Origin of the sequence: Kitasatospora sp. NPDC088861, assembly GCF_044750105.1 — a bacterium.
GTDB lineage: Bacteria > Actinomycetota > Actinomycetes > Streptomycetales > Streptomycetaceae > Kitasatospora.
Genome location: NZ_JBIVJF010000007.1, coordinates 88,114 through 99,919, shown reverse-complemented (window position 1 = coordinate 99,919; position 11,806 = coordinate 88,114). Strand labels below are relative to the sequence as shown.

The window sequence follows — 11,806 nt, the reverse complement described above, 5'->3', positions numbered from 1 at the left end:
CTGCGAGGAGACCGATCACCCCCGGCCGGGGACCACGCCACGGCCGGGCCACGTACGAGCCGCGGGGACCTGATGACCCACCAGCCCGAACCGATCCTGCCCGGCGTCCTCGCCATCGACGCCGGCAACTCCAAGACCGACGTCGCCCTGATCGGCGCCGACGGCACCGTCCACGGCACCGCCCGCGGCGGCGGCTTCGCACCCCAGAAGATCGGCGGCGCCGCCGCCGTCGCCGGCCTCGCCCCGCTCGTCGAGCAGGCCGCCGCCGCGGCCGGCCACCCCGCCTGGAGCGGCGTCCTCACCAGCCACGTCAGCGCCTGCCTGGCCAACGCCGACCTGCCCGTCGAGGAGGAGGCCCTGCGCGCCGCGCTGGAATCCCACCCCTGGGGCGCCAGCAACACCGTCGTCAACGACACCTTCGGCCTGCTGCGGGCCGGCACCGACGGCCCGCGCGGCGTCGCCGTCGTCTGCGGCGCCGGCATCAACTGCGTGGGCCTGCTGCCCGACGGCCGCACCGCCCGCTTCCCCGCCCTCGGCGAGCTCACCGGCGACTGGGGCGGCGGCGGGGGCCTGGCCGTCACCAGCATGTGGCACGCCGTCCGCCACGAGGACGGCCGCGGCGGCCCCACCGGGCTCTCCCGCGCCATCGCCGAGCACTTCGGCCTGCCCAGCGCCGGCGCCGTCGCCGAGGCCGTCCACCTCGGGCACCTGCCGACCAGCCGGCTGCACGAGATCGTCCGAGTGCTGTTCGCCGTCGCGGAGCAGGGCGACGAGGTCGCCCTGGGGCTGATCGACCGCCAGGCCGACGAGATCGTCCGGCTCGCCGTCGTCGCCCTGCGGCGGCTGGAACTGCTCGAAACGCGGACCCCGCTGGTGCTCGGCGGCGGCGTGATCTCCTCCCGGCAGCCGCTGCTGCTCGACAACCTGACCGCCCGTCTGGCCGAGGCCGCGCCGCTCGCCGAACCGCGGGTCGTCGTCGCGCCGCCCGTCCTGGGCGCGGCGCTGCTCGGACTCGACCACCTCGGGGCGGGCCCCGAGGCCCAGGCCCGGCTGCGCGAGGCGTACGAGGCGCAACGGCCCGTCGCCGCCTGACCGTTACGCCGCCCCTCAAGACTCCCGCCGCCGCCGGATCCGCACATCCGGCGGCGGCGGGAACCACAGCCCGTGCACCAGTCGTGTACCTGCGTGACGAGTTCCGCCGCTGTCCGGGGAGACTAGTGCCATGGCCGTGCCCCGAACCCTCCTCGCCGCGCTGCTCTGCTGCACCGCCGCAGCCGCCCTCGCCGCCTGCACTCCCGCCGACTCCGCGCCCACCGTCGCCGCCGCCTCCGCTGCGGCCGCCGCCGACGGGGCGTACGACGACGAGGACGACCTGCTGGACGACGACCTCGCCGACCCCGAGCCCAGCATGGACACCTCCCCCGTCCCCACCGCCGACTGCGCCACCCCGACCCCGACCGAACGCCCCGGACACACCGTCCTCGTGGTCCTCGCCACCGAGGACGGCGACGTCACCGCCCAGCCCGCCCGCTACTCCTGCGACGAGGCCCGCTACGAGGGGACGGGGACGCCGGCCCGCTACGGCTTCGCGACCGCCGGGGTCGAGGCCACGCTCGTCGACCGCCCGCACGGCGACCCGACCAGAACCGTCCGGCTGGAGGACGTGCTCGGGCACCTGGAGGACTGCCTGGCCGAGCACGAACCCGACGACGCGCCGTACGGGTGCTACGGCAACGTGTACGACGTGGTGCTGGACTCGCACGGGCGGATCATGCGGATCGGGGAGCTGGTCGAACCGTGATCCCGCCGTGGACCGGCTGGGCTCGGGACCGGGTCAGGATCGGCTCGGGACCGGCTCGGAACTGACTCAAGATCGGCTCAGGACCGGCTCGGGACCGGTTCGGGACCGGTTCAGGACCGGCTCAGGACCGGCTCAGGACCGGCTCAGGACCGGTTCAGGACCGGTTCAGGACCGGTTCAGGACGGGGCGACGAGGCCGAACTCGTAAGCCTGGATGACCAGGTGGACCCGGTCCCGGGCGTCCAGCTTGGTGAACAGCCGGGCCACGTGCGCCTTGGCGGTGGCCACGCTGATGGTCAGCTCCTCGGCGATCTCGCCGTTGGACAGCCCGCGGCCGACCAGCGTCAGCACCTCGCGCTCACGGTCGGTGATCCCGTCGACCGTCGCCCGGCCGGACCGGGCGGCGGCGGGCTGCGGGCGGGCGGCGAACTCGCCGATCAACCGGCGGGTAATGCTCGGCGCGATCAGGGCGTCCCCGGCGGCGACCACCCGGACGCCGTCGAGGATGGTCTCCAGGGCGAGGTCCTTGACCAGGAAGCCGGCCGCCCCGGCCCGCAGCGCGCCGTACACGTAGTCGTCGTCGTCGAAGGTGGTGAGGACGAGGACGTGGGTGGGCAGGTCGGGGTCGGCGGTGATCCGGCGGGTGGCCTCGATGCCGTCCATGCCGGGCATCCGGATGTCCATCACGGCGACGTCGGGGCGCAGCCGGCCGACCAGTTCCACCGCCTCGGCGCCGTTGCCGGCCTCGCCGACGACCTCCAGGTCCGGGGTGTCGGCGATGAGCACGCGCAGACCGGTGCGGATGAGCGGCTGGTCGTCGACCAGGACGACACGGATCACGGGGAGACCTCCACGGGGAGCGGCAGTCGGGCGGCGACCTGGAAGCCGCCCGCGGGGCGCGGGCCGGCGCTGAACTCGCCGTGCAGCAGGCCGACCCGCTCGCGCATGCCGGCGATGCCGTAACCGGAGCCGGCGGACGGCCCGGCAACTCCGGCGCCGAGGTCGACGACGGTGACGGCGACCTCCTCGGGGCCGTAGTCGACGGTGACCCGGCAGTCCCGGGTGCCGGAGTGCCTGACCACGTTGGTGACCGCCTCCTGCACAATGCGGTAGGCGGCGAGGTCCACCTCGGGCGGCAGCGGGCGGGGCTCGCCGAGGCGGGTGAGCGCGACCCGCACGCCCGCGCCGGCCGTCTGCTCGACCAGCCGGTCCAGCTCGCCCAGCCCCGGGGCGACCTCCATCGGCGCGGACTCCGGTTCGCCCTGGCGCAGCGCGCCGAGCATCCGGCGCAGCCCGGCCAGGGTCTCCCGGCTGGTCGCCTCGATGGCGTTCAGCGCGTTGCGGGTCTCGGCGGGCTGGGTGTCCATGACCCGGCTGCCCATCCCGGCCTGGATCGCGATGATGCCGATGCTGTGGGCGACCATGTCGTGCAACTCGCGGGCGATCCGCAGCCGTTCGGCGGTGATCGCCTGCTCGGTGGCGCGGCTGCGCAGGGCCTCGGCGTGCACGCGGTTCTGCCGGACGGTGTTGCCGACCAGCCAGGCGATCGCGGCGGTCGAGGCGAACGCGGCCTGGGCGACGAAGTCGGTGTGGTAGTCGTTCGCCACCCGCCAGACCGCCAGGACGGCCACCATGGCGACCGGCATCGCGGCGGCGCACAGCGACACGGCCCGGGAGCGGGTGGCCGTGCAGTAGCCGATCGCCACCTCGGCGAGCAGCAGTTGCACCACGGCCGTCTCCTGGATCCGCATGCCGATCGTGAAGACGCACGCCGCCAGCGGGATCGCCACCGCCAGCAGCGGCAGCCGGACCAGCAGCGACGCCATCAGGACCGTGACCACCGCGGTGACCAGCAACGGCATGTCCTCGAAGTTGCCGTTGTAGCGGAACAGGTGGGCCAGCTCGTCGCTCCGCTGGAAGCCTCGGAACGTGATGACGGCCACCCAGAACGCCGCCACCCAGACGCCCGGCGGCAGGCGCCTGAGCAGGGGCGGACGAGGGTTGGTGATCATCGCCCGATGGTAGCGGCGGCCCGCGCGGCGGCACATCGGCCCGAGGGCGTAATCCCCCGGGCCAGTGCGGCGGCCGGCGTTGTGGCCCGCGGCCCGATGCCCAGCCGGGGCCTCGGACGGCACCGTTGTCCCCGTGATCGAGATCGAGCGACTGACCAAGCGGTACGGCGCCACCACGGCCGTCGACCAGTTGACCTTCACCGTCCGGCCGGGCACCGTCACCGGCTTCCTCGGCCCCAACGGCGCCGGCAAGTCCACCACGCTGCGGATGATCCTGGGGCTGCACACCCCGACCGAGGGGTCCGTCACCGTGGACGGCGCGCCCTTCGCGGACCGGCCGCGCGGACTGCGCCACGTCGGCGCCCTGCTGGACGCCCAGGACGTGCACGGCGGGCGCAGCGCCCGGGCCCACCTGTCGGCGCTCGCCCGCGGCAACCGCATCCCGCTCCGGCGGGTGGACGAGGTGCTCGCCGAGGTAGGCCTCGGCAAGGCCGCCGGGCGCCGGATCGGCGGCTACTCGCTGGGCATGAAGCAGCGGCTCGGCATCGCCGGCGCGCTGCTCGGCGACCCGCCGGTGCTGCTGTTCGACGAGCCGCTCAACGGCCTCGACCCGGAGGGCGTGCTGTGGGTGCGCGGCCTGTTCCGCCGCCTCGCCGAGGAGGGGCGGACGGTCTTCGTCTCCAGCCACATGATGGCCGAGATGGAGCACACCGCCGACCGGCTGGTGGTGATTGGCCGGGGCCGGCTGATCGCGGACGAGAGCCTGGCGGAGTTCTCCGCCCGCAACGCCGTCACCAGCGTGGCCGTCCGGACGCCCGAACTGCCTTCGCTCGCCGAGGTGTTGCGGACCGAAGGGGCGGCCGTACGGCAGGCGCAGGAGCCGGACGGAGCGGTGGTGACCGGGCTGCCCGCGGCCCGGATCGGCGAACTCGCCCTGCGGCACGGCCTGGTGCTGCACGAGCTCGCCACCCGCACCTCGTCCCTGGAGTCGGCGTTCATGTCCCTGACCGCCGACAGCGTCGAATACCCGGCAGGAGATGCCCGATGAGTACCGCCGCCCTCGCCCCCGCCCGCCCCCGCACCCGCCCGGCCGAACCGCGGCCCCGGTTCGGCGACCTGCTCGCCGCCGAGTGGATCAAACTGCGCTCGCTGCGGTCCACGTACTGGGTGCTGGCGCTCGCCTCGCTGGCCGCGATCGTGGTCAACCTGAACGCCGTCCACACCGACCTCACCTACATCGACCACCCCCGCCCGCCGGTGCCCGGCTTCCCGCCGTACCGGTACGACCCGCTCTTCCACGGCCTCAGCAGCATCTCCGGCGCCCTGATGGCCGTCGCGGCCGGCAGCCTCGGCGCGATCACCGTGTTCGGCGAGTACACCACCGGCATGATCCGCACCACCTTCGCCGCGGTGCCCGACCGGCGGGGCGTGGCCGTGGCCAAGGTGGTGCTGGTCGCCGGCCTCACCTCGCTCGCCGGGGCGGTGGTGTCCGCGGTGTCCTTCTTCGGCAGCAACGCCATGCTGGCCTCCCGGCACGTCGGGCTCTCCATCACCGACGAGGGTTGCCTGCGGGCCGTCCTCGGCTACGCGGCGATCGTGCCCGTCTGCGCGCTGATCGGGATGGCCCTCGGTGCCCTGCTGCGGCACGCCACCGCTTCGATCGTCTCGCTGGTCATGCTGCTGTTCATCGTGCCGATGCTGTTCGGCGGCGACCGCTACCGCTGGCTGAAGGAGATCGGCAACCACCTGCCGCTCGCCGCCGAGGGGAGGCTGACGATCAACCCCAACTCCTCGACGACGATGGGCAAGTACGCGCCGAGCGTGCTCGACTCCTGGATCACCCTGGGCGCCTGGGCGGCCGTCGCGCTGGCGGCGACGGTGGTCCTGATGCGGCGGCGGGACGTCTGAGCCGGACGGAAGCCGGGTGTCAGACGGCCGAGGCCGCCGCGGCGGCCGCCTTGGCGCGGAAGGCGCCGAGGGTGGCGGCGGGGACGCCGCAGGCCGGGAGGAAGGCCTCGGCGCCGCCGTGGCGGGTGCGGACGCGGTCGAGGAAGACGGCCATGGCCTCCGCCGGGGCGTCGAGGAGCGGGGCGGGGATGGTGAGTTCGCGGCCCTCGGAGTCGGTGACCCGGGCGCCGCGGGCGTTGAGCGCGGTGCGGTGGCGCTCGGAGAGGCCGGCGAAGATCTGCGGCAGGGCGTCGGCGGTGCGGGCGTAGTCGGCGACGATCCGCTCGGCGGGCACGCCGAGGAGGTCCAGCAGCAGGGCGGTCAGCAGGCCGGTGCGGTCCTTGCCGGCGGCACAGTGCAGGAGGACGGCGCCCGGGCGGGCGGCGGCCTCGACGGCGGCGGTGACGGCCTCGGGCGCGGACTCGGCCAGCAGCACGTAGTAGTCGCCGAGGTCGGCGGCGGTGGCCATGGTGCGCATCCGGGCGGCGAGGCCGTCGCCGGTGGGGTTCACCGGGGCGGCGACGACGGCTATTCCGGCGGCCCCGGCGGCGGCCCAGTCGGCGGGGTCGGTCTCACGGGTGTCGCGCAGGTCGACGATGGTGCGGATGTCGCAGGCGCGCAGCTGGGCGACGGTCGCCTCGTCGGCGGCCGGGAACGGCTGGGCGGAGCGGTACAGCACGCCGGGGCGGATCCGCCGGCCCTCGGGGTCGCCGAGGACGGCGGAGTCGCGGAAGTTGACCAGGGACATGCGCGGGGCCTTTCGGTGGGGCCGTGGGGAGGGGCCGGACATCCAGACGTGCATCAAGACATCTAGATGTCTAGTCCCTCCCCGGGGTGCGGGGCAAACCACGGTCGCCCGCACCCCTCCATCCCACCCCCGCCGACCGGTCCCGTCGACCGGAGAGAGGAGACGGGGCGGGCGGGCGGCGGGCCCGGCCGTGGGCGGGCTGCGGGCGGCGGCGGGCTCGGGGTTCGTAGGATCGGGCATGTGGCGACGAACCCTCCCAACACCCCGCTCTACCGACGGCTGGCCCGGCGGCTCCAGGAACGGATCGACGCCGGCGCGTACCCGGCGGGCGCCCGGCTGCCGAGCGAGCCCGAGCTGAGCGCCGAGTTCGGGGTGAACCGGCTGACCGTCCGGCAGGCGGTGGCGGAGCTGGAGCGGGCCGCCGTGGTGGAGATCCGGCGGGGCGTGGGCACGTTCGTCCGCCCGCCGGCCGTCCGCGTCTCGATCGCGGTGGACCCGCGCAGCCAGCGCTTCGACCTGGGCAGCGTGCACGCCGCGCTCCCCGACACCGGCGACGGCGAGTTCGTGCTGGGCACCCCGCCGGTGGCCGGGTCGGCGGAGGACGAGGAGGCGGCCCGGCAACTGGGCCGGGCGCCGGCCGAGCTGTCCCGGGTGGACACGGTGATCCGACTCGGCGGGCGGGCCCGGGCCGTGTGCAGCTACTGGGTGCCGTTCGGCCCGCTGCCGGACGCCCTGGTGCGGCCCGGCCGGCCCGGGAACCTGGTGCTGGACCTGGCCCGCGCGGCCGGGGTGGAGCTGGAGTACGACTGGCGGGCGTTCGGCGCGATCGGCGCGGACCTGGCCGACGCCGAGCTGCTGGGCGTCCCGCCGGGCACCCCGCTGCTGGTCCGCGAGGGGGTCAGCTGCACCCCGGACGGCGCCCCGGCGCTGTACGTCCGGCGGCGGATCGACGGCAGCAGCGCGCGCTTCGTCCTGAACTTCCGCGAGCCCCGGCCGGAGCCGCCTGCCGACCCTGCGGCCGACCTGCCGCCCGGACCTCCGCCCGGCCCGCGATAGCGCCAGGTCAGCCGCCCACCCCGCACCGTTCGGCGTCGTATCGATCCTGCTAAAGTTCCGCGCCGGATCATCACGCGTCACGGGGGGCGGAGTACCGCGGTGTCCGAGGGGACCGAGCACGACATACCCACCGAACTCGCCGAGGTCTACCTCGGGCTGCTCGCCGACGCCTCCCGCACCGGGAGGCTGCTGCGCCGGGACGAACTGGAGTGCCTGCGCACGCTGGGCGAGCACTGCGCCGAGGCCGGGTACGGGCTGCGCGACGTCGTCGCGCACTGCCTGGCGGCCACCCGGCGGGCCTGGCAGGTGCTGCCGGGCATCACGGCGGCGGGCGGCGTCGGGGAACTGCGCCGGATCGGCGACGCCGTGCTCGCGGCGACCGAGGCCGCACTGGCGGCGCTCGGCGAGGGACACGAGCGCGCGCAGCGCATGGCCGTGCGCCAACAGGAGTCCGCGCGGCGCGAGTTCATCGACGACCTGCTGTACGGCCGCAGCGACCTGGGCCTGCTGGCGGAGCGCGCCGAGCGGTTCGGGCTGCGGCTGGCGGGCGCGTACGCGGTGGCGGTGGCCGTCGGCGACACGCCGTACGCGGACGTCCACCCGCTGGTGCACCGGGTGGAACGGGAGCTGGTCGGGCGGTTCGGCGAGCGGGACGTCCTGCTCGCCGGCAAGGACGGCCGGCTGGTGTGCATCGCCCCGGACACCGAACGCGCCCTCCTGGAGGCCTTCGCCGACCTGGCGCTGCGTCCCGGCCCCGGCTACCGCCCGGTGCTGCGGGTGGCCACCGGGCGCCGGCACTCGGGGGCCAGCGGGGTGCTGCGCAGCTACGAGGAGGCGCTGGGCGCGCTGGACTACGCGGACCGGCTGGACCTGCCGGCGCGGCAGCTGAAGGCCGAGGAACTGCTGGTCTTCCCCGTGCTGATGCGCGACCGGGCGGCGATGGCCGACCTGGTGCGCAGCGTGCTGGGCCCGCTGACCGAGGCGCGCGGCGGTGCCCGCCCCCTGCTGGACACCATCGCGGTGCAGGCGGAGGCCGCGTACGTGAACGCGGAGGCGGCCCGGCGGCTGGGGCTGAGCGTGCGCACGCTCGGCTACCGGCTGGAGCGGATCAAGGCGCTGACCGGCTACGACCCGTCGGACGCCCTGCAACGGTTCACCCTGGAGACGGCGGCGATGGGGGCCCGGTTGCTGAACTGGCCGGAGCAGCCGCTGTAGGCGCCGGCCAAACGCCCCCGGGCGGTGCGTTCCAGGGTGTCAAAGGGCCGTAAAGATTGCCGGATCCTGGCAATGTGCGAACGACCCCTCCGCTGTCACGATCTCCATGGCGCCGAGGTGCGGTGCCGTGGGAACAGCGGGGGAGCGTGGCCGGGATGGGGGGATTCGTCGCGGCCGCGCTGGCTTTTCCGACGGCGCTGTTCAGCTTCGCGCTGGTGGTGGTGGTCGGGTACTGGCTGCTGATGCTGGTCGGCGGCCTGGGGTTCGACGCCCTGCACGGGGGACACGGCGTCGGGCATGCCGGTCACGTCGGCCATGCCGGTCACGCGGGCGACCTGGGCCACGGTGCCGGGGGGCACGCGACCCACGGGGGGCACGGGGGACACGGGGCCCAGGACGGGCACGGCGCCGACGGCGGGGGCGCCCACCACCACGGAGGCGTGCTGGGCGCGCTGGGGCTGGGCGGGGTGCCCGTGACGGTGGCGGTGTCGCTGCTGGTCGCGCTCGCCTGGTTCGTCAGCCTGGCCGGCACCGTCCTCACCTCGGGGGCACCGGCGCGCGGCGGCGTGTTCGCCGTCGCGCTGGTCGCCTCCTGGGCGGGCACCCGGCTGCTGGTCCGGCCGCTGTCCCGGCTGTTCCCCGAGGACCGTCCGGCGACCAGGGGGGACTTCGTCGGCCGCGTCTGCGTGATCCGCACCGGCCGGGTGACGGCCGACTTCGGGCAGGCGGAGGTCACCGCCGAGGACGGCTCCACCGCGACCGTCCAGGTCCGCACGCTCACCGAGGAGCCCGGGCTGGCGGCCGGCCGCACCGCCCTGATCTTCGACTACGACGCCGACGGCGAGCACTTCCTGGTGGCGCCGTTCGACCCGGCGCTACCGGGCGGCTGACTCCCCCGGGCGTCCCCTTACCCTCTTTCACCCCGTTTGTCTCGCTCGTTCCGCTTTCGTCCGCTCGACTTCGCACCATCTCGTCATCTCGTCAAAGGACTCCGTGATGGACACCATCGCCGTGGGTTTCGGCATTCTCGTCGCCGTCGTACTGCTCATCGTGCTCGCCATGCTGCTGTTCGTGGGCCGCTTGTTCCAGAAGGTCGAGCAGGGCAAGGCGCTGATCGTCTCCCGCACCAAGAAGGTGGACGTCACCTTCACCGGCGCGATCGTCCTCCCGGTGCTGCACAAGGCCGAGTTGATGGACATCTCGGTGAAGACGGTGGAGATCCACCGCGCCGGCCGGGACGGGCTGATCTGCCGGGACAACATCCGGGCGGACATCCGGATCTCCTTCTTCGTGCGGGTGAACAAGACCGTCGAGGACGTCATCAAGGTCGCGCAGGCCATCGGCACCGCCCGCGCCAGCGACCCGTCCGCGATCCAGGAGTTCTTCGCGGCCAAGTTCGCCGAGGCGCTGAAGACCGTCGGCAAGCAGCTCGACTTCACCGACCTCTACACGCACCGGCACGAGTTCCGGGACCAGATCATCGCGGTCATCGGCACCGACCTCAACGGCTACACCCTTGAGGACGCGGCCATCGACCACCTCGAACAGACCCCGATGAACCAGCTGGACTCCGACAACATCCTCGACGCCCAGGGCATCCGCAAGATCACCGAGCTGACGGCGATCGAGCACGTGCGCACCAACGAGTACCAGCGCACCGAGGAGAAGGAGATCACCCGGCAGAACGTGGACGCCCGGGAGGCCGTCCTCGAACTCCAGCGCCGCCAGGCCGACGCCGAGATCCGCCAGCGCCGCGAGATCGAGACCCTGCGGGCCACGGAGGACGCGGTGATCGCCCGGGTCCAGGAGGAGGAGCGGCTGAACGCCCAGACCGCCTTCCTCCGGACCGAGGAACTGCTCGGCGTGCAGCGCGAGAACCAGGCCCGCGAGGTCGCGGTGGCGCAGAAGAACCGCGAGCGGGTGATCGCGGTGGAGAACGAGCGGATCGAGAAGGACCGTCTGCTGGAGGTCATCGGCCGCGACCGGGAGACCGAACTCGCCACCATGGCCAAGCAGAAGGAGGTCGAGTCCCGCCGGCGGGAGGTCGCCGACGTGGTCCGCGAGCGGGTGGCGGTGGAGCGGACCGTCGCCGAGCAGGAGGAGGCCGTCAAGACGCTGCGCGCCACCGAGGACGCCGAGCGCACCCGCCGCGCGGTGATCATCCAGGCCGAGGCGCAGGCGCAGGAGAAGCTCGTCAAGGACATCAAGGCCGCCGAGGCCGCCGAGCAGGCCGCCTCGCACAAGGCCCGCGAGTCGCTGGTGCTGGCCGAGGCCCGCCAGCAGGCCGCCGAACTGGACGCCACCGCCAAGATCCGGATGGCCGAGGGCATCCGGGCGGAGGCCGCCGCCGAGGGGCTGGCCCAGGTGCAGGTGCGCGAGCAGGAGGCCGCGGCGGTGGAGAAGGTCGGCCGCGCCGAGGCCGCCGTCCAGGCCGAGAAGGCGAAGGCCGCCGCGCTGGAGATCGGCGCCAAGCTGAAGGCCGAGGCCGAGGGCCTCACCGAGAAGGCCGCGGCGATGGCGAAGCTGGACGAGGCCTCGCGCGGGCACGAGGAGTACCGGCTGCGGCTGGCCGCCGAGAAGGACGTCCGGCTGGCCGGGCTGGACACCCAGCGGCAGATCGCCGAGGCGCAGGCCGCGCTGGTCGCGGCCGGGCTGGAGAAGGCGAAGATCGACATCGTCGGCGGGGACGGGGTGTTCTTCGACCGCCTGGTGCAGTCGGTGACGGCCGCCAAGAGCGTCGACGCCTTCGTCGGGCACTCGCAGACCGCCCAGGCCCTGGCCGGGCCCTGGCTCGACGGCAGTGCCAGCTTCACCGAGGACCTCACCCGGGTGCTGTCCTCGGTGTCCACGGCGGACGTGCAGAACCTGACGGTGTCCGCGCTGCTGATGCGGATGATCGGCGCCGGAGGCGGCGAGCAGGCCGGGCAGTTGCGGCAACTGCTCACCTCAGCGCAGAAGTTGGGGATCGCCGAGACGTCGATCGGGGCGCTGGCGTCGGTCAACGGCTCCAAGTGAGCGCCTGAGTCGC

General features: G+C 74.3%; 11 protein-coding genes. 8 read left to right on the top strand and 3 right to left on the bottom strand.

Annotation, left to right across the window (positions count from 1 at the left end; genetic code table 11):
* Window positions 1-72 precede the first annotated feature (72 nt).
* Window positions 73-1,092, top strand: coding sequence for a BadF/BadG/BcrA/BcrD ATPase family protein (locus ACIP37_RS15380; protein ID WP_363580350.1), 1,020 nt, complete (start codon window positions 73-75; stop codon window positions 1,090-1,092).
* Window positions 1,093-1,222: 130 nt separating this feature from the next.
* Complete coding sequence (locus ACIP37_RS15375; RefSeq protein WP_363580348.1) at window positions 1,223-1,801, top strand: hypothetical protein; 579 nt, start codon at window positions 1,223-1,225, stop codon at window positions 1,799-1,801.
* A 176-nt stretch (window positions 1,802-1,977) separates the two neighbouring features.
* Here ACIP37_RS15375 and ACIP37_RS15370 read toward each other — a convergent pair whose 3' ends face one another.
* Together ACIP37_RS15370 and ACIP37_RS15365 are read right to left on the bottom strand one after the other, a co-directional pair.
* A complete protein-coding gene (locus ACIP37_RS15370; RefSeq protein ID WP_363580346.1) occupies window positions 1,978-2,640 on the bottom strand; it encodes a response regulator transcription factor in 663 nt (220 codons plus the stop codon).
* Window positions 2,637-3,812 carry a histidine kinase gene (locus ACIP37_RS15365; RefSeq protein ID WP_363627970.1) on the bottom strand — a complete coding sequence of 392 codons (1,176 nt, stop codon included), beginning with the start codon at window positions 3,810-3,812 and terminating at the stop codon, window positions 2,637-2,639. The genes ACIP37_RS15370 and ACIP37_RS15365 overlap by 4 nt, the downstream gene beginning before the upstream one ends.
* Before the next feature lie 133 nt (window positions 3,813-3,945).
* Between ACIP37_RS15365 and ACIP37_RS15360 the strand changes: the two genes are divergently transcribed.
* A complete protein-coding gene (locus ACIP37_RS15360; protein WP_363580342.1) occupies window positions 3,946-4,860 on the top strand; it encodes an ATP-binding cassette domain-containing protein in 915 nt (304 codons plus the stop codon).
* Window positions 4,857-5,720: an ABC transporter permease gene (locus tag ACIP37_RS15355; protein ID WP_363627971.1), complete on the top strand. Its 864-nt coding sequence runs from the start codon at window positions 4,857-4,859 to the stop codon at window positions 5,718-5,720. Before ACIP37_RS15360 ends, ACIP37_RS15355 begins: the two co-directional genes overlap by 4 nt.
* A 19-nt stretch (window positions 5,721-5,739) precedes the next feature.
* On the opposite strand, the gene ACIP37_RS15350 is transcribed toward ACIP37_RS15355, so the two are convergent.
* Window positions 5,740-6,507 carry a tyrosine-protein phosphatase gene (locus ACIP37_RS15350; protein ID WP_400807393.1) on the bottom strand — a complete coding sequence of 256 codons (768 nt, stop codon included), beginning with the start codon at window positions 6,505-6,507 and terminating at the stop codon, window positions 5,740-5,742.
* A gap of 240 nt (window positions 6,508-6,747) precedes the next feature.
* Between ACIP37_RS15350 and ACIP37_RS15345 the strand changes: the two genes are divergently transcribed.
* From ACIP37_RS15345 to ACIP37_RS15330, 4 genes are all read left to right on the top strand, one after another.
* Window positions 6,748-7,563, top strand: a complete 816-nt coding sequence (locus ACIP37_RS15345; RefSeq protein ID WP_363580336.1) for a GntR family transcriptional regulator — start codon at window positions 6,748-6,750, stop codon at window positions 7,561-7,563.
* A 99-nt stretch (window positions 7,564-7,662) separates the two neighbouring features.
* A complete protein-coding gene (locus ACIP37_RS15340; RefSeq protein ID WP_400807389.1) occupies window positions 7,663-8,778 on the top strand; it encodes a PucR family transcriptional regulator in 1,116 nt (371 codons plus the stop codon).
* 155 nt (window positions 8,779-8,933) lie between these two features.
* Window positions 8,934-9,668 carry a hypothetical protein gene (locus tag ACIP37_RS15335; protein ID WP_363580332.1) on the top strand — a complete coding sequence of 245 codons (735 nt, stop codon included), beginning with the start codon at window positions 8,934-8,936 and terminating at the stop codon, window positions 9,666-9,668.
* Between the two features lie 106 nt (window positions 9,669-9,774).
* Window positions 9,775-11,793, top strand: a complete 2,019-nt coding sequence (locus ACIP37_RS15330) for a flotillin family protein (RefSeq protein WP_363580330.1) — start codon at window positions 9,775-9,777, stop codon at window positions 11,791-11,793.
* The last annotated feature ends 13 nt before the right edge of the window (window positions 11,794-11,806 follow it).